Annotated in this window: 23 protein-coding genes; 12 read left to right on the forward strand and 11 right to left on the reverse strand. The window is 64.5% G+C overall.

The features are described 5' to 3' along the window. The first annotated feature begins 49 nt into the window (after nucleotides 1-49). Together ACMGT0_RS08485 and ACMGT0_RS08490 are read left to right on the forward strand one after the other, a co-directional pair. Nucleotides 50-1,471: an MFS transporter gene (locus ACMGT0_RS08485; protein ID WP_416772192.1), complete on the forward strand. Its 1,422-nt coding sequence runs from the start codon at nucleotides 50-52 to the stop codon at nucleotides 1,469-1,471. Next, nucleotides 1,464-2,804, forward strand: coding sequence for an LLM class flavin-dependent oxidoreductase (locus ACMGT0_RS08490; protein ID WP_416772194.1), 1,341 nt, complete (start codon nucleotides 1,464-1,466; stop codon nucleotides 2,802-2,804). Before ACMGT0_RS08485 ends, ACMGT0_RS08490 begins: the two co-directional genes overlap by 8 nt. A 100-nt stretch (nucleotides 2,805-2,904) precedes the next feature. Here ACMGT0_RS08490 and ACMGT0_RS08495 read toward each other — a convergent pair whose 3' ends face one another. Next, entirely contained in the window at nucleotides 2,905-3,909 is a 1,005-nt protein-coding gene (locus tag ACMGT0_RS08495) for a DUF4917 family protein (RefSeq protein ID WP_416772196.1), read from the reverse strand. A gap of 154 nt (nucleotides 3,910-4,063) precedes the next feature. On the opposite strand from ACMGT0_RS08495, the gene yiaY reads away from it, so the two are divergent. After that, complete coding sequence (yiaY, locus tag ACMGT0_RS08500) at nucleotides 4,064-5,212, forward strand: L-threonine dehydrogenase (protein ID WP_416772198.1); 1,149 nt, start codon at nucleotides 4,064-4,066, stop codon at nucleotides 5,210-5,212. Nucleotides 5,213-5,296: 84 nt separating this feature from the next. On the opposite strand, the gene ACMGT0_RS08505 is transcribed toward yiaY, so the two are convergent. Then, the gene (locus ACMGT0_RS08505; protein ID WP_054063986.1) at nucleotides 5,297-5,791 is read right to left on the reverse strand and encodes a DMT family transporter; all 495 of its coding nucleotides are present in this window, start codon (nucleotides 5,789-5,791) and stop codon (nucleotides 5,297-5,299) included. 103 nt (nucleotides 5,792-5,894) lie between these two features. Between ACMGT0_RS08505 and ACMGT0_RS08510 the strand changes: the two genes are divergently transcribed. Then, nucleotides 5,895-6,809 (forward strand): LysR family transcriptional regulator, encoded by a 915-nt coding sequence (locus ACMGT0_RS08510; RefSeq protein WP_416772200.1) that lies wholly within the window; start codon nucleotides 5,895-5,897, stop codon nucleotides 6,807-6,809. A gap of 78 nt (nucleotides 6,810-6,887) precedes the next feature. Here ACMGT0_RS08510 and ACMGT0_RS08515 read toward each other — a convergent pair whose 3' ends face one another. Then, nucleotides 6,888-8,411: a fumarate hydratase gene (locus ACMGT0_RS08515; RefSeq protein ID WP_416772202.1), complete on the reverse strand. Its 1,524-nt coding sequence runs from the start codon at nucleotides 8,409-8,411 to the stop codon at nucleotides 6,888-6,890. 330 nt (nucleotides 8,412-8,741) lie between these two features. On the opposite strand from ACMGT0_RS08515, the gene ACMGT0_RS08520 reads away from it, so the two are divergent. Genes ACMGT0_RS08520 through ACMGT0_RS08530 form a run of 3 tightly spaced genes read left to right on the forward strand, consistent with a single transcriptional unit; the run spans nucleotide 8,742 to nucleotide 11,588 of the window. Continuing rightward, entirely contained in the window at nucleotides 8,742-9,848 is a 1,107-nt protein-coding gene (locus ACMGT0_RS08520) for a sensor domain-containing diguanylate cyclase (RefSeq protein WP_054057264.1), read from the forward strand. Continuing rightward, nucleotides 9,841-10,779, forward strand: a complete 939-nt coding sequence (locus ACMGT0_RS08525) for an iron-sulfur-binding ferredoxin reductase (protein ID WP_054057265.1) — start codon at nucleotides 9,841-9,843, stop codon at nucleotides 10,777-10,779. Before ACMGT0_RS08520 ends, ACMGT0_RS08525 begins: the two co-directional genes overlap by 8 nt. Nucleotides 10,780-10,838: 59 nt before the next feature. Further along, nucleotides 10,839-11,588 (forward strand): enoyl-CoA hydratase-related protein, encoded by a 750-nt coding sequence (locus tag ACMGT0_RS08530; protein ID WP_416772205.1) that lies wholly within the window; start codon nucleotides 10,839-10,841, stop codon nucleotides 11,586-11,588. 171 nt (nucleotides 11,589-11,759) lie between these two features. On the opposite strand, the gene pyk is transcribed toward ACMGT0_RS08530, so the two are convergent. Then, nucleotides 11,760-13,211 carry a pyruvate kinase gene (gene pyk, locus ACMGT0_RS08535; RefSeq protein ID WP_054057267.1) on the reverse strand — a complete coding sequence of 484 codons (1,452 nt, stop codon included), beginning with the start codon at nucleotides 13,209-13,211 and terminating at the stop codon, nucleotides 11,760-11,762. A gap of 172 nt (nucleotides 13,212-13,383) precedes the next feature. Here pyk and ACMGT0_RS08540 point away from each other — a divergent pair, with 172 nt between their 5' ends. Further along, nucleotides 13,384-13,758, forward strand: coding sequence for a tetratricopeptide repeat protein (locus tag ACMGT0_RS08540; RefSeq protein ID WP_054057268.1), 375 nt, complete (start codon nucleotides 13,384-13,386; stop codon nucleotides 13,756-13,758). Between the two features lie 225 nt (nucleotides 13,759-13,983). After that, on the forward strand, nucleotides 13,984-14,343 hold the full coding sequence (locus ACMGT0_RS08545; protein ID WP_054057269.1) for a PilZ domain-containing protein: 360 nt from the start codon (nucleotides 13,984-13,986) through the stop codon (nucleotides 14,341-14,343). Between the two features lie 181 nt (nucleotides 14,344-14,524). On the opposite strand, the gene ACMGT0_RS08550 is transcribed toward ACMGT0_RS08545, so the two are convergent. The 6 genes from ACMGT0_RS08550 to ACMGT0_RS08575 are packed head-to-tail and all read right to left on the reverse strand — an operon-like array spanning nucleotide 14,525 to nucleotide 21,264. Beyond that, on the reverse strand, nucleotides 14,525-15,856 hold the full coding sequence (locus tag ACMGT0_RS08550) for a DUF58 domain-containing protein (RefSeq protein WP_416772208.1): 1,332 nt from the start codon (nucleotides 15,854-15,856) through the stop codon (nucleotides 14,525-14,527). 13 nt (nucleotides 15,857-15,869) lie between these two features. Continuing rightward, on the reverse strand, nucleotides 15,870-16,886 hold the full coding sequence (locus ACMGT0_RS08555; protein ID WP_054063990.1) for an AAA family ATPase: 1,017 nt from the start codon (nucleotides 16,884-16,886) through the stop codon (nucleotides 15,870-15,872). Beyond that, a complete protein-coding gene (locus ACMGT0_RS08560; protein WP_416772210.1) occupies nucleotides 16,883-18,046 on the reverse strand; it encodes a DUF4350 domain-containing protein in 1,164 nt (387 codons plus the stop codon). The genes ACMGT0_RS08555 and ACMGT0_RS08560 overlap by 4 nt, the downstream gene beginning before the upstream one ends. Continuing rightward, the gene (locus tag ACMGT0_RS08565; RefSeq protein ID WP_416772212.1) at nucleotides 18,043-19,575 is read right to left on the reverse strand and encodes a DUF4129 domain-containing protein; all 1,533 of its coding nucleotides are present in this window, start codon (nucleotides 19,573-19,575) and stop codon (nucleotides 18,043-18,045) included. Before ACMGT0_RS08565 ends, ACMGT0_RS08560 begins: the two co-directional genes overlap by 4 nt. After that, nucleotides 19,562-20,542 (reverse strand): stage II sporulation protein M, encoded by a 981-nt coding sequence (locus tag ACMGT0_RS08570; RefSeq protein ID WP_416772214.1) that lies wholly within the window; start codon nucleotides 20,540-20,542, stop codon nucleotides 19,562-19,564. The genes ACMGT0_RS08565 and ACMGT0_RS08570 overlap by 14 nt, the downstream gene beginning before the upstream one ends. Then, complete coding sequence (locus ACMGT0_RS08575) at nucleotides 20,539-21,264, reverse strand: RDD family protein (RefSeq protein WP_054064103.1); 726 nt, start codon at nucleotides 21,262-21,264, stop codon at nucleotides 20,539-20,541. Before ACMGT0_RS08575 ends, ACMGT0_RS08570 begins: the two co-directional genes overlap by 4 nt. Before the next feature lie 162 nt (nucleotides 21,265-21,426). Here ACMGT0_RS08575 and sbcB point away from each other — a divergent pair, with 162 nt between their 5' ends. Next, complete coding sequence (gene sbcB, locus ACMGT0_RS08580) at nucleotides 21,427-22,863, forward strand: exodeoxyribonuclease I (protein WP_416772216.1); 1,437 nt, start codon at nucleotides 21,427-21,429, stop codon at nucleotides 22,861-22,863. 92 nt (nucleotides 22,864-22,955) lie between these two features. Here the strand turns inward: sbcB and mvaT are convergent, their stop codons facing one another. Further along, entirely contained in the window at nucleotides 22,956-23,333 is a 378-nt protein-coding gene (mvaT, locus tag ACMGT0_RS08585; protein WP_054061133.1) for a histone-like nucleoid-structuring protein MvaT, read from the reverse strand. A 328-nt stretch (nucleotides 23,334-23,661) separates the two neighbouring features. Here mvaT and purU point away from each other — a divergent pair, with 328 nt between their 5' ends. Continuing rightward, nucleotides 23,662-24,510: a formyltetrahydrofolate deformylase gene (purU, locus tag ACMGT0_RS08590; protein WP_054061143.1), complete on the forward strand. Its 849-nt coding sequence runs from the start codon at nucleotides 23,662-23,664 to the stop codon at nucleotides 24,508-24,510. A 41-nt stretch (nucleotides 24,511-24,551) separates the two neighbouring features. Beyond that, nucleotides 24,552-24,728: a hypothetical protein gene (locus ACMGT0_RS08595; RefSeq protein WP_192842815.1), complete on the forward strand. Its 177-nt coding sequence runs from the start codon at nucleotides 24,552-24,554 to the stop codon at nucleotides 24,726-24,728. The last annotated feature ends 160 nt before the right edge of the window (nucleotides 24,729-24,888 follow it).

Here is a 24,888-nt window from a genome sequence, read left to right on the forward strand (position 1 = left end):
AGGCATCGACAAGGTCTCCCGATATTCAACTGAAAAAAGGAGTTTCCCCATGGGCGTTTTTGCGCAACAGCAACGCAAATGGTGGGCATTGCTCGGCGTGAGCATTGCCAGTTTTCTCGGCTGCGTCGATTTCACCATCGTCAACACCGCGCTGCCGGCCCTGCAGGCCGATCTCCAGGCATCGGTGGACAGCCTGCAATGGGTGATCAACGGATTCATCCTGGCGCTGTCGAGTTTCATGGTGCTGGTGGGCCGGCTGGCCGACCTGCACGGGCGCAAGCGGGTGCTGTTCATCGGCTTGAGCGTATTCGGGCTGGCCTCCCTGGGGGCCGGGCTGGCCAGTGACATCGATCTGCTGATCGCCGCGCGGATCCTCCAGGGCGCCGCCTGTGCGGTGCTCTACACCGCCTCGGGGGCGATCGTCGCCAATACTTTCGACAGTACCGAGCAGGGCAAGGCCTTCGGCATTCTGTTCGGGGTCAACGGGGTGGGACTGGCGGTGGGACCGGTGCTCGGCGGGCTGATCACCAGCGCCTTCGGTTGGCAGTGGATCTTCCTGATCAACGTGCCCTTCGTCCTGCTGAGCCTGGGCATCAGCGGTTTCAGCGTCAGCGAATCGCGTTCGCAGGAGGAGGGCGCCCGGCTCGACTGGTTCGGCGCGGCACTGCTGCTGATCGGCCTGCCGGGTCTGGTCCTGGTGATCGTCCAGGGCGCGGCCTGGGGCTGGAGTTCGCCCCTGACCCTGGGGCTGATCGCCCTGGCGGTGCTGGCGCTGGCGGCCTTCGTCGCGGTGGAGAAACGCGTGGCGGCACCGATCATCGACCTGCAGTTGTTCGCCAACCGGCGCTTCGTCGCCGGGGTGGTCGCCAGTTTCAGCCTGGCGGTGTTCTACTGCGTGGCCTTTTTCGTCATGCCGCTGTACCTGGCGCTGGTCCGTGGTGAAAGCGTGCAGGCCAGCGGTCTGTTGCTGTTGCCGACGACGCTGGGCGTGGCGGTGCTGTCGCCAGTGGTGGGGCGGCTGGTGGACAGGAAAGGCCCGGCGTTGCTGATCAAGGCCGGGCTGTCGCTGTTCCTGCTCTCGGCGCTGCTGCAGGCCGGGTTCGACCGGCAGACGTCGCTGGCCTACCTGTTGGCCGCATTCGTGGTCATGGGCCTGGGGTGGGCCAGCATTCTCGGCCCGTCGACGGTTCTGGGCATTTCCTCGGTGCCGCAGAACGTCTCGTCGGTGGCCATGGGTTCGCTGATGACCCTGCACAATATCGGCGGCGGCCTCGGGCTGGCGCTCGGGGTAGGCATCTACCACGCTTTTTCCGGGCAGCCGCTGGATGACGTGCAAGGCGCCTTTATCCAGGGCTATCGTGCGGTGATGCTGTTCCTCGCACTGGTGGTACTGGCCGGTTGGGCGCTGGTCAGCGGCCTGTTGCGGGTGCCGGCGGCGCAGGCGCTGGCCGAGGGTTCCAGCCGTGGCTAGACGAGCCGGGCAGATTCGCCTTGGCGGGTTTCTGTCGGGCTCCGGTGCCCATGGCGCCAGTTGGCGGCATCCTGAGGCGGATGCCGATGCCTCGCTGAACGTGCAGCGCTATGTCGACTATGCCCAGGCCCTGGAGCGTGGGCGCTTCGATGCGCTGTTCCTCAACGACAACGTGGCGGTCGGCAGCCTCGATCCGCAGGTCCTGGCCCGCAGCTCCCACAGCCTGCGCTGGGACCCGCTGACCCTGTTGCCGGCGCTGGCGATGACCACCCGGCATATCGGCCTGGTCGCCACGGCCAACACCAGCTACAACGCGCCCTACAACCTCGCGCGGACCTTCGCCTCGCTGGATCACCTGTCTGGCGGCCGGGCCGGCTGGAACCTGGTGACGGCGCTGATCGGCGGCGAGAACTTCAATCGTGACGAACACCTGGAGCACGCCGAGCGTTACCAGCGGGCACAGGAGTTCTTCGATGTGGTCAGCGGGCTGTGGGACAGTTGGGCCGACGATGCCTTCGTGCGGGACAAGGCTTCGGGGATCTGGCTCGATGTAACGAAAATGCGGGTGCTGGAGCATCAGGGCCGGCACTTCCAGGTGCACGGGCCGCTGAATGCACCACGGCCGTTACAGGGCTGGCCGGTGATTGCCCAGGCCGGCTCATCCGAGGCCGGCCGCGAGCTGGCGGCGCGGACGGCGGAGCTGGTGTTCACTGCCCAGCAGACGCTGGAGCAAGGGCAGGCGTTCTGCACCGATCTGAGGAATCGTCTGGCGCGTTACGGACGTGATGAGGCGGCGTTGAAGATTTTCCCCGGCATTGCGCCGACGATCGGGCGTACCCTCAGTGAGGCCGAGGAGAAGTACCAGGCCCTGCAGGAACTGCTCGATCCGCAGGCGCAGCTCAAGGGTCTGTCCTATCTGCTCGATCTGGGCCTCGATCTTTCGGCATTGCCGTTGGATGCCCCGGTGCCGTTGCCGGAGCAGTTGCCGTCGACCGAGCGGCACAAGAGCCGCCAGCAGTTGGTCATCGAGTTGATCCGCCGCGAGCGGCCGACCGTGGCGCAACTGCTGCGCAGCCTGTCGGCCAGTGGGCACAAGGTGCTGGTGGGAACGCCGGCGCAGATCGTCGACGAACTGGCCGCCTGGTACGAGGCCGAGGCCGCTGATGGCTTCAATGTGCTGTTCACCCATCTGCCGGGGGCCATCGACGATTTTGTCGAGCTAGTGGTGCCGCAGTTGCAGCGGGTGGGATTGTTCCGCCGTGAATACGAGGGCCGCAGCCTGAGGGAAAACCTCGGCTTGCGGCGGGTGCCGAACCGCTATTTCCGAGGTTGACTGCCGTTCCTTGTGGTTGCCGGCTCCCACCGTTTGTGTTGTACCCGGGCTTTACGTCGGCACGATCATTGTGGTCGCAGGATTTATCCGCGAAATGGCTTCAATCCTCGGGCGCGACCAGCAGCTCCGGAGCACCCAGCGGATGGCTCTTGGCGTCGAAGAAGCGCAGGTTCACCGCATGGCCGACGAACAGCTTCGCGTAGTGGCGCTTCTGGTGCTGGATGAACGCCTTGCTGCGCGGGTAGATCGAGATCGCCAGGGTCTGGATGCCGGCGTCTTGCACGGCTTGGACGATGTGCCGGTCCTGTTCGCCCAGGCTGTGGCCGAAGATGCACAGGGCGCCCTGGTGCTGGCACAGCTGGCCGTAGCAATACGACAGGTAGTCGGAGTTGCGGATCGCCTTGAGCTTGTCCTCGGCATTGCCTTCGCTGACGAACAGCGGCACGTCGCCCAGGGCGTTGACCGCGAAGCTGCCCAGCAGGGTGCTCTCCGAGGACAGCAGCTTGCGTGTGCTGCCATCGATGTTCTTCACCAGGTGCAGGCCGCCGTGCAGGTAGAGGATGCGCGTGCCCTGGGTTTCGGTGTTGCCCAGGTCGAACGTCGCCTCGTCGTTCTGGAACAGGTCCTTGAACGGCTGCGGTGCCTGCATGATCGCCCAGTAGTTGAGCAGGTCGTAGTTGGTGGAGTAGAGCGTGCGGTAGTTGCCCAGTTCGGCGTTGATCCGCGCCAGGTTCTCGGGGCGCACCAGCTTCCAGGGAATGTGCACGCCGCGCACGGCATGGATCAGCGCTTCCTTGATCGCGAAGTAGCGATTGCGCGGCGAGGACGAGCTGATGGACAGGGCGGCGTTGACCTTGATGGTGTTCTTCAGCGCGCTGAGCACCAGTTCGAAACTGCTGGTCTCCAGGGTCTTGAACACCGCCAGTTCGCTCAGCCCCAGCGGGCGGTTCCTGGTGCGCTGGGCGTTCTCGAACAGCGAGTCATAGGAAAAGCCCGGCCACACCGCCAGGCTCGCGCCGTTGCCGATCAACAGCCCGGTGAAGGGCAGGTCGGCACGCACGGCGTTCCAGTCTTCAAGTTCGGCATCAAATTCCTGGAGTTCCATAATCGCTATTCGTCGTCTCAAGGGCAGAAGGTGGACAGGCGGCGACTTTATCACGACCTGACATTGAGCCAGATCAACAACCCTGACGGGCAAGCGGTCGATGCTGTGCTCATCGCGGGGCAGGCAGCCCCGGTCAACGCCAAGAGGATTTGCCATGAGCAGCACATTTTTCATTCCGGCCGTGAATATCATGGGCATCGATTGCCTGGACGAGGCGATGGATGCCATCCGCAACCATGGCTTTCGCAAGGCGTTGATCGTGACCGATGCCGGGCTGGCGAAGGCCGGTGTGGCGGCGCGGATCGCCGAGGCGCTGGCGCTGCGCGATATCGACTCGCTGGTCTTCGACGGGGCCAAGCCCAACCCGAGCATCGCCAACGTGGAGCAGGGCCTGGCCGCGCTCAAGGACGGCAAGTGCGATTTCGTGGTGTCGCTGGGCGGTGGTTCGCCCCATGACTGCGCCAAGGGTATTGCCCTGTGCGCCACCAATGGCGGGCATATCCGTGACTATGAGGGGGTCGATCGCTCGGCCAAGCCGCAGTTGCCGCTGGTGGCGATCAATACCACGGCCGGTACGGCCAGTGAGATGACCCGTTTCTGCATCATTACCGACGAGTCGCGGCATGTGAAGATGGCGATTGTCGATCGCAATGTCACCCCACTGCTGTCGGTCAACGATCCGGCGTTGATGGTCGCCATGCCCAAGGGGCTGACGGCGGCGACCGGGATGGATGCGCTGACCCATGCGGTCGAGGCCTACGTGTCGACGGCGGCGACGCCGATCACCGATGCCTGCGCGATCAAGGCCATCGAGCTGATCAGCGCCAACCTGCGCCTGGCGGTGCGTGACGGTGCCGACCTGAAGGCCCGGGAAAACATGGCCTACGCGCAATTCCTCGCGGGCATGGCGTTCAACAACGCGTCCCTGGGGTATGTGCATGCCATGGCGCACCAGTTGGGCGGTTTCTATGACTTGCCCCATGGCGTGTGCAACGCGGTGCTGTTGCCCCATGTGCAGGCCTTCAATGCCTCGGTCTGTCCGCAGCGGCTGAGCGACGTGGCGAGGGCGCTGGGTGCCGACGTCGCCGGCCTGAGTCCCGAGGAGGGCGCCCAGGCGGCCATTACGGCGATCCGTTCGCTGACCGGGGACGTGGAAATCCCGGCCGGCCTGCGCGAGCTGGGGGCCAAGCTGCCGGATATTCCGGTGCTGGCGGCCAATGCGCTCAAGGATGCCTGTGGCCTGACCAATCCGCGTTCGGCGGACCAGCGGCAGATCGAGGAGATCTTCCGTAATGCGTTCTAGCCGATAGCACCTCTTCGCGGGCAGCCCGCTCTCACAAGGGAACCGTGCGTTCCATTGTGGGAGCGGGTTCGCCCGCGAAGCGTTTCAAAGCCGTGCACTGGCCGCCGTGCCAGCGACGATGCCTGGGCCGATCTGAACCGTCAGCACACCGGCGATCAGCAGCAGGGCGCCGACCAGGCGTACGCCGTCGACAGGACGCGCCGCCAGTCCGAACAGGCCGAAATGGTCCAGGATCAGCGAGGCGATGACCTGCCCGGCCAGCGCCAGGGCCACGAAGCCGCCGGCTCCCAGCCGCGGCACCAGCAGCACCGCCAGGGCCACGAAGCCTACGCCGAACACACCGCCGAGCCAGACCCAGGCCGGTGCCTTGCCGGCGAAGGTCAGGTTTGGCAAGGGCAGGCGCAGGGCGAGCATCACCGGCAGCAGCACCGCCAGGCTGACCAGCAGCGAGGCCAGGGTCGCCCACAACGGATGGCCGAGGCCGCGCCCCAGATTGGCGTTGATCGCACTCTGAAAGGGCACGACCGCGCCGGCGATCGCGGCCAGGGCCAGCAGTCCCATTCCACTCAAGGTATTCATGTTCGTTCTCCAACAGGCATCGCCCGGATTGGGCGGTTATTGTCGAGAGAGCATGCTAGGGTATTCGTTGTAAAAATTTAAATTCAAAGAAAGTATCCTGAAGATGCACGATATGAATGATCTTCGTCGTATCGATCTCAACCTGCTGGTGATTCTCGATGCGCTGCTCACCGAGCAGCATGTCACCCGGGCTGCCCAGCGCCTGCACTTGAGCCAGCCGGCGGTCAGCCATGCCCTGGCTCGCCTGCGCGACCTGCTCGGCGATCCGCTGCTGGTGCGGGTCGGTGGCACGCTGGTGCCGACGGCACGGGCCTTGGCGTTGGCCCAGCCGCTGCGCGATACCCTGGAACGGGTGCAGGACCTGCTGGCGCCGCCGGGATTCGATCCGGCCTCGGCCCGCCGTACCTTTCGCCTGGCCATGTCGGATTACGGTGCAGCGATGCTCTTGCCGGGGCTGGTGCCGGTGCTGCGTAGCCAGGCGCCGGGCATCGACCTGCAGATCACCCAGGCCAGTCGCGAAGGCATGCTGGAGTTGCTGCTCAATGGCGATATCGATGCGGCGGCGGGAGTCTTTCCCGACCTGTCGCCGCAACTGCGCAGCGTCCATCTGTTTCGCGAGCGCTATGCCTGCCTGGTGGACCGGGAGAGTGTGGCGGGGGAGGAGGGGCTGGGGCTTCAGGCGTATCTGGCACGGCCCCATGTGTTGCTGGAAATGCGTGGCAGCGGCACCGCGGAAATCGAACGTGCGCTGAGCGCGATCCACCAGCGGCGTCGGGTGGCGATCAGCCTGCCGCACTGGAGCGTGGCGCCGGGACTGATCGCCGGGACGGACCTGATCCTGACCGTGGCCTCGCGCAACCTGCGGGCGATCGATCAACAGCGGCTGGTGGTTTTGCCGCCGCCGTTCGAGATTCCGGCGTTCGATTTCATCTTTGTCTGGCATCAGCGTCGGGAAGGGGACCCGGCGCTGAAGTGGCTGCGGGAGCAGATGCAGGCGGTTGTGCAGGTGTCCGGCTGAGGTTCTTGCGGGCAAAAAAAACGGCCCGGATCAACCGGGCCGTTTTCGCATCTGCCACTGCACCTGTAGCGAAAGCGCTTACTGCACTTCCACCGCCAGGCTGTCGCTGATCTTCTTCTGCCAGATCGCCGGGCCGGTGATGTGCACCGACTCGCCCTTGGCATCGACGGCGACGGTCACCGGCATGTCCTTGACCTCGAACTCGTAGATCGCTTCCATGCCCAGTTCGGCAAAGGCGACGACCTTGGACTTCTTGATCGCCTGGGCCACCAGGTAGGCGGCGCCACCCACGGCCATCAGGTAGACGGCCTTGTGCTCCTTGATCGCCTCGATGGCGGTCGGGCCACGCTCGGACTTGCCGATCATGCCCAGCAGGCCGGTCTGCTCGAGGATCTGCCGGGTGAACTTGTCCATGCGGGTGGCGGTGGTCGGACCGGCTGGGCCGACGACTTCCTCGCGCACCGGATCAACCGGGCCGACGTAGTAGATGAAGCGGCCCTTGAGGTCCACCGGCAGGGTTTCGCCCTTGTTGAGCATTTCGACCATGCGCTTGTGCGCGGCGTCGCGACCGGTGAGCATCTTGCCGTTGAGCAGCACGGTTTCGCCCGGTTTCCAGCTTTGCACTTCTTCCGGCGTCAGGGTGTCGAGGTTGACGCGACGAGCCGACGGGCCGGCTTCCCAGACGATTTCCGGGTAGGCGTCCAGCGGAGGCGCTTCCAGGGCGGCCGGGCCGGAACCGTCGAGCACGAAGTGCGCGTGACGGGTGGCGGCACAGTTGGGGATCATGCACACCGGCAGAGAGGCGGCGTGGGTCGGGTAGTCCATGATCTTCACGTCGAGCACGGTGGTCAGGCCGCCCAGGCCCTGGGCGCCGATGCCCAGCTGGTTGACCTTCTCGAACAGTTCCAGGCGCAGTTCCTCGATGCGGTTCTGCGGGCCGCGGGTCTTGAGTTCGTGGATGTCGATGGATTCCATCAACACTTCCTTGGCCATCACCGCGGCCTTCTCGGCGGTACCGCCGATGCCGATGCCGAGCATGCCCGGTGGGCACCAGCCGGCGCCCATGGTCGGAACGGTCTTGAGCACCCAGTCGACGATCGAGTCGGACGGGTTGAGCATGGCCATCTTCGACTTGTTCTCGGAGCCGCCGCCCTTGGCCGCCACGTCCACTTCCACGGTGTTGCCCGGGACGATGGAGTAGTGGATGACCGCGGGGGTGTTGTCCTTGGTGTTCTTGCGGCTGCCGGCCGGGTCGGCCAGGATCGAGGCGCGCAGGACGTTTTCCGGCAGGTTGTAAGCGCGACGCACGCCTTCGTTGATCATGTCGTCCAGGCTCATGGTGGCGCCATCCCAGCGCACGTCCATGCCGACGCGGACGAACACGGTGACAATACCGGTGTCCTGGCAGATCGGCCGGTGGCCGGTGGCGCACATGCGCGAGTTGATCAGGATCTGCGCCATGGAGTCACGGGCGGCTGGCGACTCTTCCCGCAGGTAGGCCTCATGCATGGCCTGGATGAAATCCACGGGATGGTAGTAGGAAATGAACTGAAGGGCGTCAGCAACGCTCTGTATCAGGTCGTCTTGCTTGATCACGGTCATGGGTCGCGCTCCTCTATGAAGACGGGAACATTTAAGTAAGGTGTTTGCGACCTTTTTGCATCTGGTCTGTCGAAAACATCTTTTGAGGCGGGCCGGGCACGCGGGGCCGGCACAAAAACGGCGCGGCAGTATAACCCGGCCAGCAGCCGGACACATCCGTCAGTGGTCAAACCATGGTCGGGTGGGGGATCGGCACGTGCGTCCAGGTACAGCAAGAACTGTACAAGTTATGAAAATTGAATGGTTATTTTTGATCCGGATCACTAGAGTGGCAAGTGGCCTGTACGGGAAGGATGTCCCATGAGCCCTCAGCGCACGGTGAGTCATAGATTGACCCATAAAGCCATACAGAGTCTTCTACGCAAACGTTTCGCCCTGGCTGCCGCTACCTACGGGCTGGCATTGCTATTGGTCTGGGCGGCGATTTTTGCCGGTTACTACCGGGCCAGCGTGACCCAGGGCCTGGTCACCACCGGCCTGGTGGTCGCCAGCCAGGGTGTGCTCGGCTGGCTGTTCTTCAGCGGCCGCAACCTGCGTTTTCGCGATCCCAGCCTGACCGAGTTCCAGGTATTGCTGGGGCTGGCCTGGCAAACCTGGATGATGGCCAACCTCGAGCAGGCCCGGGGCACTTTCCTGGTGTTCTACCCGCTGATTCTGCTGTTCGGGCTGTTTCATCTGCCGCGTCGCAAATTCGTGCGTTGCGCGGTGCTGGTGTTTTTCAGCTTTGCCGCGCTCAACCTCTGGGAGGGCTACCAGTTCCGCCTGCCCGACCCTGGGCTGGCGGCCTTGCAGGTCGGTGTGCTGTTCGTGGTGCTGGCCTGGTTGTGCCTGTATGCGAGCTACGTGCAGGCCTCGCGCCTGCGCATGCGCCAGCGGCGGTTCGCCCTGCAGGCTCACCAGGACACCTTGCGCGGCATGATGCGCCAGCTGGAAGACCTGGTGGCCACCGACGAACTGACCGGCCTGTACAACCGACGGCATTTCCTGCGCCTGGCGTCCCGTGAGCTGGAGTTGATGGAGCCGGGCACGGTGCATGGCCTGGCGCTGATCGATCTCGATCATTTCAAGCGCATCAATGATGTGCACGGGCATGCGGCCGGCGACCAGGTGTTGCAGGCCTTTGCCGGGGTGGCCGGGGCCTGCGTGCGCGAGGGTGATGTGCTGGCGCGCTACGGTGGCGAAGAATTCGTGCTGCTGCTGCCCAATGCCGATCCCGACCGCCTGACGGCCTGTTGCGAGCGCCTGCGCCTGGCCTTCACCCAGGTCGAACTGGTCGGACTGGCGGTCGGCAACCTGAGCCTGTCGGTGGGCATGACCCTGGTCAGTGAGGACGACGATCTCGACGATGCCCTGCAGAGCGCCGACCAGGCGCTCTATCGCGCCAAGCGGGATGGGCGCAATCGTTGTTGTGCCGCCTGGGAGTTCAGCGATGCCTGAGTTGCGGGTCGGTGAGCGGGCCTGGTCGGTGGCGGCGGGCAGCAATCTGCTCGATGCCCTGAACCAGGCCGGCGTCAGGGTTCCCTACAGCTGCCGTGCCGGGAGTTGCCATGCCTGCCTGGTGCACTGCCTGCAGGGCGAGCCGCAGGACCGTCAGCCCGATGCCCTGGGGGCCGAGCAGCGTGAACGTGGCTGGCGCCTGGCCTGTCAGTGCCAGGTGCATGAGGACTTGTGCCTGGAAGTGTTCGACCCGCTGCGCGACGGTGCCCTGGCCCATATTGCCGGGCTCGACTGGGTGAGCCCGACGGTATTGCGTCTGCGCGTCCTGCCGGAGCGGCCTTTGCGTTATCGCGCCGGCCAGCATCTGGTGTTGTGGACGGCGCAGGGGGTGGCACGTCCCTACTCGCTGGCGAGCCTGCCGCAGGAGGATCGCTGCCTGGAGTTCCACCTCGATTGCCGTCAGCCCGGCGAGTTCTGCGATGCGGCCCGGGGGTTCAGCCAGGGAGAGGCGATTCGTCTCGGCGAGTTGCGTGGTGGTGCCCTGCACTATGATCCCGACTGGCACGCCAGGCCGCTCTGGCTGCTGGCGGCCGGTACCGGCCTGGGGCCATTGTGGGGCGTACTGCGCGAGGCGTTGCGCCAGGGGCATGAGGGACCGATTCGTCTGGTACACCTGGCCCATGACAGCACTGAGCACTACCTGGCTGCCGAACTGACCGCGCTGGCGGCAAGCCACGCCCCTCTCACGGTCGAATGCCTGAGTGCTGCCGAACTGCCGGAGTTTCTGGCCAAACTGCGGCTTGTCTCCCGACAGACCCTGGCTCTACTCTGTGGTGCCCCCAGCAGTGTCGAGGCCTTTGCCCGGCGTCTGTACCTGGCCGGATTGCCGCGCAACCAGCTGTTGGCGGATGTGTTCCTGCCACGTGGTTGAGTCCCTGTTGGGCGGAACCTGCTTTGCGCGAACGTGGAGCCCATGACAAGAGAGCCGAGATGACTGACGCGATTGTGATAGAGCGCGAAGGTGGCCTGCTGACCCTGCGCCTGAACCGTGCCGACAAGAAGAATGCCCTGACCCGAGCCATGTACGGTCAATTGGGCCAGGCCCTGCAACTGGCCGACGAGGACCCGGCGGTCAGGGCGGTGCTGATTCGTGGTAGCGACGAGTGCTTCACCAGTGGCAACGATATCGCCGACTTCCTCGAGGAGCCGCCCAGCGATCTCGACAGCCCGGTCTTCCATTTCATGCGCAACCTGCTCGATTGCCGCAAGCCGGTGGTCGCTGCCGTGGCAGGGCCCGCAGTGGGGATCGGCACGACCCTGCTGCTGCATTGCGATCTGGTCTATGTCAGCGCCGATGCCCGCTTGCGCATGCCCTTCGTCAATCTCGGGCTGTGCCCCGAGTTCGGTTCCAGCCTGCTGTTGCCACGCCTGGTCGGGCATGCCAAGGCTACCGAGTTGCTGCTGCTGGGCGAAGGTTTCAGCGGGGAACAGGCGGCGGCCTGGGGGCTGGCGACGGCGGCCTTGCCGAGCGGGGCCGAGGCCTTGCTCAAGGCCAGGGAAGCCGCCTTGCGTTTCGAGCAGTTGGCGCCGTCGGCGGTGCAGGTCAGCAAGGCGTTGATGAAGTCACCGGATCGCGAGCAGTTGCGCCAGGTGGTGGAGGCCGAGGGCAAGCTGTTCGTCCAGCGCCTGCGTTCGCCTGAAGCGATTGCAGCGCTTTCGGGATTCCTGGCCAGGCGCTGATGCCGGGTGCCGGCCTTGCCTGGTCAGTTCTGCCTGACGCCTGGGCTGCATGAGGCCCGATCAGGATCGGCAGCACAGGAGAAATAGCAAAAGCCTGCAGTGCGTCATTTTCCAGGCATTAAAAAGCCTCGCGGCAGAATGCGGCGAGGCTTTGGTGCAGCGAGAGGTCAATCAGACCAGCGGGTCGCCGACGTGCAGGATCTTCATGCCGTTGGTGCCACCGATGGTGTGGTAGCTGTCGCCCTTGGTCAGGATCACCCAGTCGCCCTGTTCGACCACGCCGCGCTTGAGCAGCTCGTCGACCGCCGCCTGGCTGACCTGCTCGGGCGGCAGCGATGCCGGATCGAACGGTACGGTGTAGACACCCCGGAACAGCGCCGCGCGCGCCTGGGTTTCACGGTGCGGGGAGAACGCGTAGATCGGTACGGAGGAACGGATCCGCGACATGATCAACGGCGTGTAGCCGCTTTCGGTCAGGGCGATGATCGCCTTGACGCCCGGGAAGTGGTTGGCCGTGTACATGGCCGCCAGGGCGATGCTCTGGTCGCAGCGTTCGAAGACCTTGCCGATGCGGTGGCTGGAGGTCTTGCTGGTCGGGTGCTTTTCCGCACCGGCACAGATACGCGCCATGGCCTGTACCGCTTCGAGCGGATAGGCACCGGCGGCACTCTCGGCCGACAGCATGACGGCGTCGGTGTAGTCCAGCACGGCGTTGGCAACATCGGACACTTCGGCGCGGGTCGGCATCGGGTTCTGGATCATCGACTCCATCATCTGGGTCGCGACGATCACCGCCTTGTTGTGGCGGCGTGCGTGCAGGATGATCTTCTTCTGGATGCCCACCAGCTCGGCGTCGCCGATTTCCACGCCGAGGTCGCCACGAGCAACCATGACCGCGTCGCTGGCCTGGATCAGGCCGTCGAGGGTTTCGTCGTCGGCCACGGCTTCGGCACGCTCGATCTTCGCCACCAGCCAGGCGGTACCGCCGGCTTCGTCGCGCAGCTTGCGGGCGTATTCCATGTCGGCGGCGTCACGGGGGAAGGACACCGCGAGGTAGTCCACTTCCATTTCGGCAGCCAGCTTGATGTCGGCCTTGTCCTTGTCGGTCAGGGCCGGAGCGGTCAGGCCACCGCCACGACGGTTGATACCCTTGTGGTCCGACAGCGGGCCACCGACGGTGACGATGCAACGCAGTTCGGTGTCGGTGGCGGTATCGACGCGCATGACCACGCGACCGTCGTCGAGCAGCAGTTCGTCACCTACACCGCAGTCCTTGACCAGGTCCGGGTAGTCGATGCCGACGACCTGCTGGTTGCCTTCGGTCAGCGGATGGCTGGTGGAGAAGGTGAATTGATCACCGATCTTGAGCTCGATACGCTTGTTGGCGAATTTGGCGATACGGATCTTGGGACCCTGCAGGTCACCCAGGAGCGCGACGAAGCGCCCGTGCTTGGCGGCGAGATCGCGGACCAGCTTGGCGCGAGCCTTGTGCTCGTCGGGGGTGCCGTGGGAAAAGTTCAGGCGGGCGACGTCCAGGCCAGCCAGGATCAGCTGTTCCAGAACTTCCGGCGAGTTGCTGGCCGGGCCCAGTGTGGCGACGATTTTTGTACGACGAACGGACATGCAGAGACTCCTGAGTTCAAGCGCAACAAGAGGCTACTATGGTCCCGTGCTGTAGTCATTGTTCATTTGCACTACTTTTCAGCGAAGAAGTTTTTTTCGGATATGTTGTTTGGCGAACATGCTGAAGATTTTCGCCAACGGGTCGATACACTGCCAAGAACAGGAGATACCCATGCGCATTTTGCTCGTTTTAGTCTTGGCAGCCAGTGTCGTCGGTTGCACCCGCTGGTCGATGAACAGCCACCTGAACAATGCCTATCGGTCCTACGATCGTGGCAACTGTGAAGACGTGATGCTGCAGTTGTCCCAGGTGGATCGCGAAAGCCGTACCCGGCCTTATGTGCAGCCGGAAGTCTCGATGTTGCGCGGCCAGTGCCTGGAACGCCAGAAACTGTTCGTCGATGCGGTGCAGACCTATCGTTTCATCATTACCCAGTACCCGTACAGCGAGTATGCCTACCGCGCCCAGGCCCGCCTGGAGACGTTGCGCCAGCTGGGGCATACTGACGCGGCCGTGCCCGCCCAGCCGCGGCCGGCACCGTTGTGATGACAAATGAAATATGAACTGGCTCTCTGCCAGCTTTCAGCTAAAGTTCGGGTGTATGGTTTCAGTTTTATCAATTCGTTTGAGTTGAAAACCATGGCTCGGTAGAGGTTTGTGACGCAGCACAGGGCTGTCGTCGCGCCGAGGCCAAGGGAGAGCGGGGCGGCCAGTCCTGCTCCGAAGCACTAGCGCGGCCATGCTGAATGGTCTTGTATAGCGATTATCAACATGCCTACCGAGCGTCGAATCGAGCGGCACCAATTGCCGTACTTCCTCAGGGTGTTCAACCGTTTCACCGACAGGCCCATTGGCTATCTGGGCAATGTTTCCGACAAGGGGCTGATGTTGATCAGCCAGTTGCCATTGCTGGTGAATGCCGACTTCGAACTGCAATTGAAACTTCCCGGTCCCGACGACACTGTTCAGCTCATTGACCTGAACGCCCGATGCCTGTGGTCGCATGAAGAGGCGACGCCGTGTTATTACGACTCCGGTTTCGTTCTGCACGAGCCGCCCGAGGCGTATTACAAGCTGGTGGAGGCGTTGCAGCACTACTTCAGCTTCTATCCGTTGGAGGCCTCGGCCTAGTGGCCTCGATGCCCAGGCCCGGCCTTAGGCTGTGTACGAAATTGTTTGAAACGCAGGTTAGGCAAGGCAAAAACCGGCGAGGAACGCCCGGGGTCGCGCCCGACTTGACTGGTTGTCAATGAGCATTCCGAGCCGGTTTTTAACGCCGCATAACCAAGTTTCAAGCGATCTCGTACATAGCCTAGAGGGTGCCGGCCTTTTTCCAGCTCAGATAGCGGCTGACCAGTTCGGCACCGAGCTCGCCCGGGCGGGCATCGAGCACCGGTACGCCGTGAGCGTTCAGCCGCTCATGCAGGTGGGCGCGGGCATTGAGGTAATCGACCGTGCCGCAGTAGGCGAGGGCCTCGTCCAGCGTCTGCACCGGGTTCTGGCATAGCTGGTCGAGGATTTCCTCGCGCAGGCTGGCCACCAGCACGCGATGCTGGCGACCCAGGCGCTTGACCGCCGTCAGCAACTCCTCGTCGTCCTCATCACGCAGGTTGGTGATCAGCACCACCAGAGCCCGGCGTTTCTGTCGGGCCAGGACCTGACTCACCGCCGCCTGGTAATCCGCCGGGCGCTGGCTGCTGTCCAGGTCGTAGACGGCATTGAGCAGCAGGTTGAGCTGGCCCTGGCCCTTGACCGGCGCGAGGAAGCGCGGCTGGTCGCCGGCAAAGGTGCTCAGGCCGACCGCATCGCCCTGGCGCAAGGCGACATGGCTGAGCAGCAGGCAGGCATTGAGCGCGTGGTCGAAATGCGCCAGTTCGCCATCCTGGCTGCGCATCCGGCGGCCGCAATCGAGCATGAAGATGATCTGCTGATCGCGCTCATCCTGATATTCGCGGGCAATCGGCGTGCGTTGCCGGGCGGTGGCCTTCCAGTCGATCTGGCGCAGGCTGTCACCCTCGCGGAATTCGCGCAACTGATTGAATTCCAGGCCCAGTCCGCGGCGCTGGCGTTGGCGCACCCCGAGCTGGCTGAGCCAGTTGTCCACCGCCAGCAGGCGTGCGCCGTAGAGACGGGCGAAATCCGGGTAGACCCGGGTGGCGTCATCGAGCGCCAGATAACGCCGCCCGGACCAGAGCCCCAGCGGGCTCGGCAGCTGGATTTCGCAGCGTTCGAAGGTGAAATGCCCACGGCGTACGGGGCGCACGCGGTAGCCCAGCTCGCCCTTTTCCCCCGGCCGCAGGACGATGGACTGCGGCAGGTGCTCGAAGCCCAGGCCCTCGGGGACGTGGTCGAAGACCTGCAGCCGCAGTGCCTGCGGATAATCGTGCTGCAGCTCGATGCGGATCTCGCCCCAGCGGCCCAGCGCCAGGCTGCCGGGTACCTGCCGTAACAGGCGTGGTGACGGCAGGCGCCGCAGCCGCGCGGCATCGAGCGAAGCCAGCAGCAACAGCGCCAGCAGCAGTCCCCAGCCAATCGAGTCGAGACTTTCCGGCAGTTCGACGGCGAGTGCCTTGAGCGAGCCGAGCAGGATGCCGAGCCCGAGCAGCACGCCCAGCCAGGTCAGCAGCAGTCGTGACGGTTTCATCGCGGGTGCCTGCTCACAGGCGTGGTGCCGGGACCTGGTCGAGCAGTTGCCGCAGCACCTGTTCGACCGACAGGCCTTCTATGTCCAGTTCCGCAGCGATACGCACCCGATGGCGCAAGACGGCCAGGGCACAGCCCTTCACATCGTCCGGGATCACGAACTCGCCACCGCGCAACAGGGCGCGGGCACGGGCGCCGCGCACCAGGGCGATCGAGGCGCGGGGGCCGGCGCCAAGGGTCAGGCCGGGCCAGCTGCGGGTGGCGCGGGCCAGGCGCACGGCATAGTCGAGGACCTGCCCGTCCAGCGGCAGGTCGCTGGCAATACGTTGCACGACCAGCACGTCCTTGGCCTGCAGCACGGTGCGCAGCGGCTGCACGTCGAGCATGTCGGCCCTGGTCGAGCGGGCGACCTGGCGGACCATCTCCAGTTCCTGCTCGGCATCGGGGTAGTCCATGCGCAGCTTGAGCATGAAACGGTCCAGTTCGGCCTCGGGCAACGGGTAGGTGCCTTCCTGTTCGATCGGGTTCTGCGTCGCCAGCACCATGAACGGCTGGGCGATGGGCAGTGCGCGTCCCTCCAGGGTGACCTGGCGCTCCTGCATGGCTTCGAGCAACGCCGCCTGGGTTTTCGCCGGGGCCCGGTTGATCTCGTCCGCCAGCAGCAGGTTGGTGAACAGCGGCCCCTTGCGCAGCTTGAACTGTTCGGTCTGCAGGTCGTAGACCGCGTGGCCGGTGACGTCGCTGGGCATCAGGTCCGGGGTGAACTGGATGCGCGCGAACTCGCCGCCGAAACAGCGGGCCAGTGCGCGCACCAGCAGGGTCTTGCCGAGTCCGGGAACGCCTTCGAGCAGGACGTGGCCACCGGCGATCAGCGCGGTGAGCACATCGTCGATCACCGCGTCCTGGCCGATCAGGGCCTTGCGCAGCTCATGGCGCACGGCCTGGACCAGTTGGCTGGCGCGGTGGCGCTGCTGCAGGGCATGGGCTTCGGCGTCGACCGGGGTCGACGGTTCCGTTGGATGTTCGCTCATAGGGCATTCCTGAGAGTTTGCAGGTGGGCGACCTGGCGGCTGAAGTCGGCGCTGGACAGTCGCTGTTTCGGCCGCGGGCGCAAGGCCTGGCTGATGGCGCTGGTGGGTTGGCGGGTCAGGCGGGCGAGTACCTGCCACTGGTCGGCGACGGCCAGTCGTTCGAAACCGGGGTGGCGCCTGCGGGCACGGCGCAGGATGTCCTGTTGCAGGACCCGCAGCAACGCCTGCTGGCCACTGCGGCGCAACAGGAAGTCGGCGCTGGCCCGCAGGTGTTCCTGCAATTGTCGACGAGCTTTCGGTGCCGGCGCCTGCAAGGGGCCATGACGCAGGCCGACATGCCACAGCCACAAGGCAATCAGCGCGGCGAGGGCCGTCAGCGCCTGGGGGAAGTAGCGCAGCAGCAGGCTGAACAGACTGTCGTGGGCGGTGTTGAACAGCAGGGTGACGGCACTGTCCTGAGCCAGGTACCAGAGCAGCCAGGCGTTGTCGTAGCGGCCGATGGCGGCGTTGGTCCAGAGGTCTGCGTCGGTCAGTACGGTGACCGAGCCCAGGCCGTAATTCATCTGCATCAGATGGGTGGAGGTGGCGCTGTTGGCCCAGGATTGCACCAGGTTCTTCGGATCGGACAGATGGAAGGCGGTGTCGAAGCTGAAGTAGGCGGGGGCTTCTTCATCCTCAAGGTACATGCGGGTCAGTTTCGGGTAGTACGGGTCTTCGGGTTCCGGTCCGTCGCCCTTGAGGTCCCGGCTCAGGGTCTGGCGCAGTTGCACACGGTCCAGCAGCAGGTCGCCGCTGCGTCCCAGTTTCGGGTCCCACAGCGCTTGGGCGACGAACAGCAGGCGCCCTCCGGCCCGTGCCCAGTTGAGCAACTGGTCGGCCTGGCGTGGGGTCATGTCCGAGCGATCGCCCAGCAGCATCAGGGTGTGGTGGCGCGGCTTGAGGTCCGGCAGGATGCGCAGATCGTTGGCATGGCTGACCGCGAGACCCCGCTCGCGCAGAAAGCTTTCCGCGGCGAGATAGGGATAGGCGCGGGCCTCGGGCGAGGGGCCATGGTCGATGACCACCTCATGGGGTTCCACCCGGTGATAGACGTACAGGCCCAGGCCGAGCAGCAGGCCGCCGATCAGTCCGGTGCCGAGCAACCAGGAGCGGCGCTTCATGGGCGCACCTGCGGGCCGAACAGCACGCGCCAGCCGTTGCACAACTGCTGTTGCAGGTGAGGCGGCGGCAGGTGGTGGCCGTAGGCGAGATTCTGCCAGTGGTCGGTGAGTTGCTGGCTGAAGGCCTGGAGTGCCGGTTGCTGCAGTTGCGCGACCCGTGCCAGGACCTGGCCCTCGGTGTCGGCGCTTTTCAGCGGCAGTTGGAAATCATGCAGCAGGCGGCTCAGCAGGCCGCGATAGAGCAGGCTCATGGCCTCGCGTGGCTGGCTGGGCCAGAGCGCTTCGGCGCTGGCGGCGATGTCCTCGGGCAGGCTGTCGACGCCCAGTTCGAGACCGAACAACTGCGCCGGGGCATCGCCCCGTGGTTTGGCCGGTGGCTTCGGGCGGCGGCTGACGAAGGTCTGCAGCCAGTCGCGGTAACGCCAGAGCAGCCAGGCGGTCAGGCCGAATACCGTGCCCCAGAGCAGCACCGACAGGCCATCGGCGAGTCGGCCGAAAGTGTGGCTGTCGAGCAGGCCAAGCAGGCTCTGCAGCCAGCCGGGAGCCGCCTTGGGGTGTGGTTCTTCGGGAGGTTGCGCCAATAGCCAGCGGGTGATGGTTTCCCGGTTCCTGAAGGGGGGCGCGTCCAGCAACCGGGTGATCGAGTCATGGGCCTGCTGACTGCTCAGCGGTTGTTGCAGCAGGCGCGGACTGTTCGGTGCTGGCGGTTCGGCGGCCAGGCTCGGGCTCGGACTGCCGATCAGCAGCAGGCCGCCGATCATCAGGCTGGCAATGGCCGGTGCCAGTCGCTGGCGCAGTTGGCGGAAGATCAGCTCGATGTCCCAGGCCTCCAGCACGGTGCGCCGGTTCAGGTAGAGGCTGAAGCCGCAGGCGACGTAGACCGGCTCCCAGGCAATCAGCACCAGGGCGTAGAACAGATTGGTCAGGTGCTCCAGCCACCACCAGTCGAATTGGGCGGCGAACACCACTTTCTGCCAGTCCCAGTCGAGTTCGACCTGGCGCGGCAGCAAGAGATAGAAGAGTGCCATGCAGCCGATCCACAGCACCGTTTCCAGATGCACGCCGATCAGCGTCAGCCAGTGGGCGCCACGGCTCGCCTGGGGCAGCAGGACGCGCAGGCGTTGCTGGCGGGCCTCGCCGCCGAGCCCTTCGAGCTGCTGCACGGGCAGGGTGAAGCTGCGGCTCATGCTCAGGCGGCGCCAGGTCAGGCTCGCCAGCAGTTGCGGCTTGAGCAGTCGGGGCCAGGCCTGCAGCGCCTGTTTCAAAGTCGGGGTGTCGCCGAACAGCGCCCTGGACAGGATGTGCAGCGGCAAGCGTTCGAAGGCCGGCTTGAGCCACCAGAACAGCAGTAGGGCAATCGACGGGTGTTCCCAGAACAGCAGGCTGAGCAGGGCGAAGACCGGCAGGGTGACGATCGCCCAACTGATCATCAGCAGGCCACGGTGTTGCCGTGCGAGCAGGATGCCCAGGTCCATGGCCTCCCAGGTGCTGCGCGGGCGGATCGCGACGCTGGCGTCAGTCAGGCGCATGGCGGTTCCGTCCGGCGCAGAGCAGATAGCCGCCGACCAGCAGCCACAGGCCGCCGCCCACCAGGTACTTCACCGTGTTCGTCGGCCGGGTCAGGGAGGACCAGTAGGCTTCGATGAAGGCGGCGATCAGCAGGAACAGGATGACCCCGGCAACCAGGCGAATACTGCTTTTCGCCGCCAGGCGCAGGGCTTCGCCGCGGGGCAGGCGGCCTGGCGCCAGCAGCGACCAGCCCAGTTGCAGCCCGGCAGCGCCGGCCAGGGCGATGGCGGTCAGCTCGAAGGCACCATGGCCGATGACGAAGGACCAGAAGGTCTGACCGAAACCGATCTGGGTCAGGTGGCCGGCCACTGCGCCGATCGTCAGGCCATTGAACAGCAGGAAGAACAGGCTGCCGAGGCCGAACAGCAGGCCGCCGGCGAAGGTCTGGAAGGCAATGCCGATGTTGTTCATGATGTAGTAGCCGAACATCGCCCAGTCCTCGCTGGAGGCCCGGGCGGCGGTGCGACCCAGTCGGCTGGCGTCGGGATCGTACATGCTCTGCATGTCGGCGACCTGCTGCGGGCTGACGACGCTATAGACCAGGTCCGGGAACAGGTAGACCAGTACGCCGGTCAGCAGCAGGCTGCCGAAGAACAGCAGGCAGGCCGCCAGGACGAACGGCCATTGCTGGCGCACCAGTCGGGGAAAATCGGCAAGGACGAAGCCCAGCAACTGGCCGCCCAGGCGGCTGCGATGCCGGTAGAGTTGCTGGTGCCCGCGCAGGGCCAGTTGCTGCAGCGGGTCGACCAGGTGACTGCTGTAGCCGCGTTCCCGGGCCAGGGCCAGTTGATGGCACAGCCGCCGATAGGCTGTGGGAAACTCCGTGCTCGCATCGGCCTTGGCCTTGCCGCGCTCGAGTTGCTCGAGCAGCTCGCCGAAACGTTGCCACTCGGGCTGGTGGCGGCTTTCGAACAGACCCTGTTTCATGTCGGCCCCAACAGGCCGCGGGCAATGCCGTTCAGCTCGCTCACCGCCAGCGACGGTGGCACCCGCAGTACCGGGGCCAGCAGGCTGGCCAGTTCCTCGACCCGCTCGGCGGACAGTTCGCCCTGGCGCTCGGCAAAGCTCAGCAGGGCCCGCTGCTCGTGCAGGCGCAGGGCGAATGCCGCGGTGCGTGGCATGGCATCAGGCAGGCTGGGGCGTTTCAACGCCTGTTCGCGGTAGATCACCAGGGTGCCGCCGGCCAGGTCACCGAGGCGCTTGAACGCCGGGTGCTGCAGGCAACTGAGTGCGCCCAGGCAGTAGCCGAACGGCAGCATGTCGACGAAGCGCAGCAGGTTGCGGGTCAGCGAGGCGGACCAGCCGATCGGCGTACCGTCGTCGTGCACCACCCGCAGCCCCATCAGTTGCTTGCCGGGCGAACGGCCCTGGTTGAGCACTTCGAACAGCACCATGTACCACCAACTGACCAGGAACAGCAGGATCGAGCCGAGTCCGGCGCCCAGCTTGTCCAGCAGCGCCAGGACCGACAGCAGCACCCCGAGGATCACGCCACGGACGCCCAGGTCGATGGCGAAGGCGACCGCCCGCGCCGGCAGGCCGGCCGGGCGCAGGGGCAGGTCGATACCCTCCGGGGTTTCGACCTGGTGACGGGTGTCCAGTGGCGTTGGCAGCGGTGCATTCCTTGTCAGGCGTGAAGTCTGGCACATGATCGGCATGTGGGCCGATCCTAGCCAGCGCTGGCGGGCTGCGCAACTGAACTCTTGCTGCGCGGCCCTGCAATCGCTTGTATGGATAAGTTGTGCCGTGCGTCTGGCCCAGCGGACGGTCGAGCGCCTAGACTGCTGCAGTCTTTTGTTCAGGAATCCGCCGTGACCTCCATCTTCTGGTACGACTACGAAACCACCGGGATCAATCCGCGCAACGATCGCGCCCTGCAGGTGGCAGGCATCCGTACCGATGCCGAGCTCAACGAGATCGATGAACCGGTCAACCTCTATTGCCGGCCCAGCGAGGACATCCTGCCTCATCCGGCGGCCTGCCTGATTACCGGTATCACCCCGGGCCTGCTGGCCAGCCAGGGCCTGGACGAGGCCGATTTCATGACACGGGTGCACGCCCAACTGGCGCGGCCGGGGACCTGCGGCGCCGGCTACAACACCCTGCGTTTCGACGATGAGGTGACCCGCTACAGCCTGTATCGGAATTTCTTCGATCCTTATGCCCGCGAATGGCAGGGGGGCAACAGCCGCTGGGATCTGATCGACGTGGTGCGTACCGCCTATGCGCTGCGTCCGGAGGGGATCGTCTGGCCGCAGGAGGACGGGCGGGTGACCCTCAGGCTGGAGCGGCTGACCGCGGCCAACGGCATCGACCATGGTCATGCCCACGAGGCCCTCTCCGATGTGCGGGCGACCATCGCCCTGGCCCGGCTGATCCGGGAAAGGCAGCCGCGGCTGTATGACTGGCTGTTCCAGTTGCGCAGCAAGCAGCGTGTGCTCGATCAGATTCGCCTGTTGCAGCCCATGGTGCATATCTCCGGACGTTTTTCCGCCGCCCGCAGCTACCTGGGTGTGGTTCTGCCGCTGGCCTGGCATCCACGCAACCGCAACGCATTGATCGTCTGTGACCTGCATGAGGATCCGCAGCCGCTGCTGGACCTCGATGCCGAGTCGTTGCGTCGACATCTTTATACCCGCCGCGAGGACATGGCCGAGGGGCAATTGCCGGTACCGCTCAAGTTGATTCATGTCAATCGCTGCCCGGTCGTGGCGCCGATGAATGTTTTGCGCGAGCCGGACCGGCAGCGCCTGCAACTGGATATGGCGCTTTATGAATCCCGGAGCCTGCGACTGAATGCCGCACAGGAAGTTTGGCGGGATAAAGTCCAGGCGATTTACGCGGCCGAGGATTTCACGCCCAGCGAGGACCCGGAGCAGCAGTTATACGACGGTTTTCTCGGTGACCGGGATCGTCGTTTATGTGAACAAGTCCGCAATTCCGGGCCCGAGCAACTGGCTCGCGATCAGTGGCCTTTCGATGATGAGCGCTTGCCTGAATTACTTTTCCGTTATCGCGCGCGCAACTTTCCCGGGAGCTTGAGTGAAGAAGAGCAACAGCGCTGGCAGAGGTTTTGCCGAGAGCGCCTGAGTGACGCCAGCCGGGGCGCGCCGAATACCCTGGAGCAATTTCGGCAGGCACTCGCCAGCAGTTTTTCCAATGCCACGGCGGAGCAGGCAAAAGTGCTCGACGAATGGCAGCATCATGCACAGTATTTGTGCGCTCGTTTTAACGTCTCGCTGGACTGAACAGGCCGGCAGGGGAAAACGAGTCAATAAAAAAACGCCAGCAAGCTGGCGTTTTTCTGACGGAGCGTGAGGCTCTACGACGGGTCTTTCGCTTAGCCCAGCAGAGTGGCCCAGCTTTCAACCACGTCACCACCCCACTTGGCTTTCCACTCTTTCAGAGTCTTGTGGTTGCCACCTTTGGTTTCGATGACTTCGCCGTTGTGCGGGTTCTTGTACTGCTTGACCTTGCGCGCACGCTTGGTGCCGGTAGTTTTGACCGCGCCGCCACGTGGGGCTTTTTCCTTGGCGTGTGGGTCGAGGATCAGTTGGCAGTCGCGCAGCGACTTGCCGTACTTGGCCAGCAGGGCGCGCAGTTGCTCTTCGAACTCCATTTCCTTTTTCAGGGCGCCGTCTTTTTCCATCGCAGCCATCTGCGCTTGCAGTTCTTTGATAGCTTCTTCAGTGGCGCGATATTTGTTGATCAGGGACATGAGGACTACCTTATGTGATTCGTGTATGACAGGGACAGTGCTGTAATAGTAGTCAGACAATTTGCCTAAGTAAACAAGTAAGAGAATGTTTGTTGCATTTGATACTTTAAACTTTGTCGATTGCCGATGTGTGCCAGTTAGATGTTGTGCCCGGCTCCCCTGAAAATAGTCTGGCGCGTGGGAGGGCTGAACTATCGGAATTGCCACGGGGCCTGTAGCTGTATGCGTCCGGTGAGGCCCGGCCGGCGTGCTCTTGCAAGGAATACTGCAGTTTTGCCGCGCAATCGCTAGAATGGCCGCCTTTGCGAAGTTCTGGAGTTTCCCCCTCATGCGCACTTTCCGGCTGGTGATCGCTTGCCCCGACCGCGTTGGCATCGTTGCCAAAGTCAGTAATTTCCTGGCGTCCTACAACGGCTGGATCACCGAAGCGAGCCATCATTCCGATAATCAGAGCGGCTGGTTCTTCATGCGTCACGAAATTCGTGCCGACAGCCTGCCGTTCGGCCTGGAGGCTTTCCGCGAGGCGTTTGCGCCGATCGCCGAAGAGTTTTCCATGACCTGGCGTATCACCGACACCGAGCAGAAGAAACGCGTGGTGCTGATGGCCAGCCGCGAGTCCCACTGCCTGGCCGACCTGCTGCACCGCTGGCACAGCGACGAGCTGGACTGCGATATCGCCTGCGTGATCTCCAACCACGACGACCTGCGCAGCATGGTCGAATGGCACGGTATCCCCTACTACCACGTGCCGGTGAATCCGCAGGACAAGGCGCCGGCGTTCGCCGAAGTCTCGCGCCTGGTCAAGCACCATGAAGCCGATGTGGTGGTGTTGGCGCGCTACATGCAGATCCTGCCGCCGCAGTTGTGCCAGGAGTATGCTCACCAGGTGATCAACATCCACCACAGCTTCCTGCCGTCGTTCGTCGGTGCCAAGCCCTACCACCAGGCCTCGATGCGTGGGGTGAAGCTGATCGGCGCGACCTGCCACTACGTGACCGAAGAGCTGGACGCCGGTCCGATCATCGAGCAGGACGTGGTTCGGGTCAGCCACAGTGATAGTATCGAAGACATGGTGCGTTTCGGCCGCGATGTCGAGAAGATGGTGCTGGCCCGTGGCCTGCGTTACCACCTGGAAGACCGTGTGCTGGTGCACGGCAACAAGACCGTGGTGTTCTGATAGCCGTTTGATAGCCCGCTGGCGGGCCTGGAGGTTTGATCATGGGCGACCCACTCGACAAGGCCACCTCCAAGGCACCGCCGACCCTCGGTGAAGGCTGCCTCAGCCGTTACGACCCCGAGGCCATGAGCAGCGAGGACGGCACCGAGTTTCCCGGTGCCGCCGAACTCTGGCGGCAGATGCAGGAAGCCCCTGCAACCGACAAGCCCGCATCCTGAGCCCAGGCCTGTTCCCTTTCCGATATCCCCCCTACCGAGCCCGATGCTGAGCTCAGGATTCCAGTGTCCAGGCATGCGATGGAAGGTTGCGTGCGCCGAGCCGGATTGAGCCTAAGCTGATAAGGCCTCTGCTCCCCAGGGGACGTGCGGTTCGTGCTGT

This window comes from Pseudomonas sp. RHF3.3-3 (assembly GCF_048069595.1).
In the GTDB taxonomy this organism is placed as follows: domain Bacteria; phylum Pseudomonadota; class Gammaproteobacteria; order Pseudomonadales; family Pseudomonadaceae; genus Aquipseudomonas; species Aquipseudomonas fuscovaginae_B.

What these genes read in the sequence shown, in the direction of transcription:
- ACMGT0_RS08530 (WP_416772205.1), top strand. Translation starts at nt 10,839, where the DNA reads ATGACTGACGCGATTGTGATAGAGCGCGAAGGTGGCCTGCTGACCCTG.
- ACMGT0_RS08525 (WP_054057265.1), top strand. Translation starts at nt 9,841, where the DNA reads ATGCCTGAGTTGCGGGTCGGTGAGCGGGCCTGGTCGGTGGCGGCGGGC.
- pyk (WP_054057267.1), bottom strand. Translation starts at nt 13,211, where the DNA reads ATGTCCGTTCGTCGTACAAAAATCGTCGCCACACTGGGCCCGGCCAGC.
- ACMGT0_RS08555 (WP_054063990.1), bottom strand. Translation starts at nt 16,886, where the DNA reads ATGAGCGAACATCCAACGGAACCGTCGACCCCGGTCGACGCCGAAGCC.
- ACMGT0_RS08505 (WP_054063986.1), bottom strand. Translation starts at nt 5,791, where the DNA reads ATGAATACCTTGAGTGGAATGGGACTGCTGGCCCTGGCCGCGATCGCC.
- yiaY (WP_416772198.1), top strand. Translation starts at nt 4,064, where the DNA reads ATGAGCAGCACATTTTTCATTCCGGCCGTGAATATCATGGGCATCGAT.
- ACMGT0_RS08510 (WP_416772200.1), top strand. Translation starts at nt 5,895, where the DNA reads ATGCACGATATGAATGATCTTCGTCGTATCGATCTCAACCTGCTGGTG.
- ACMGT0_RS08550 (WP_416772208.1), bottom strand. Translation starts at nt 15,856, where the DNA reads ATGAAACCGTCACGACTGCTGCTGACCTGGCTGGGCGTGCTGCTCGGG.
- ACMGT0_RS08595 (WP_192842815.1), top strand. Translation starts at nt 24,552, where the DNA reads ATGGGCGACCCACTCGACAAGGCCACCTCCAAGGCACCGCCGACCCTC.
- ACMGT0_RS08560 (WP_416772210.1), bottom strand. Translation starts at nt 18,046, where the DNA reads ATGAAGCGCCGCTCCTGGTTGCTCGGCACCGGACTGATCGGCGGCCTG.
- ACMGT0_RS08495 (WP_416772196.1), bottom strand. Translation starts at nt 3,909, where the DNA reads ATGGAACTCCAGGAATTTGATGCCGAACTTGAAGACTGGAACGCCGTG.
- ACMGT0_RS08575 (WP_054064103.1), bottom strand. Translation starts at nt 21,264, where the DNA reads ATGTGCCAGACTTCACGCCTGACAAGGAATGCACCGCTGCCAACGCCA.
- purU (WP_054061143.1), top strand. Translation starts at nt 23,662, where the DNA reads ATGCGCACTTTCCGGCTGGTGATCGCTTGCCCCGACCGCGTTGGCATC.
- ACMGT0_RS08570 (WP_416772214.1), bottom strand. Translation starts at nt 20,542, where the DNA reads ATGAAACAGGGTCTGTTCGAAAGCCGCCACCAGCCCGAGTGGCAACGT.
- ACMGT0_RS08540 (WP_054057268.1), top strand. Translation starts at nt 13,384, where the DNA reads ATGCGCATTTTGCTCGTTTTAGTCTTGGCAGCCAGTGTCGTCGGTTGC.
- ACMGT0_RS08485 (WP_416772192.1), top strand. Translation starts at nt 50, where the DNA reads ATGGGCGTTTTTGCGCAACAGCAACGCAAATGGTGGGCATTGCTCGGC.
- ACMGT0_RS08515 (WP_416772202.1), bottom strand. Translation starts at nt 8,411, where the DNA reads ATGACCGTGATCAAGCAAGACGACCTGATACAGAGCGTTGCTGACGCC.
- ACMGT0_RS08565 (WP_416772212.1), bottom strand. Translation starts at nt 19,575, where the DNA reads ATGCGCCTGACTGACGCCAGCGTCGCGATCCGCCCGCGCAGCACCTGG.
- ACMGT0_RS08545 (WP_054057269.1), top strand. Translation starts at nt 13,984, where the DNA reads ATGCCTACCGAGCGTCGAATCGAGCGGCACCAATTGCCGTACTTCCTC.
- mvaT (WP_054061133.1), bottom strand. Translation starts at nt 23,333, where the DNA reads ATGTCCCTGATCAACAAATATCGCGCCACTGAAGAAGCTATCAAAGAA.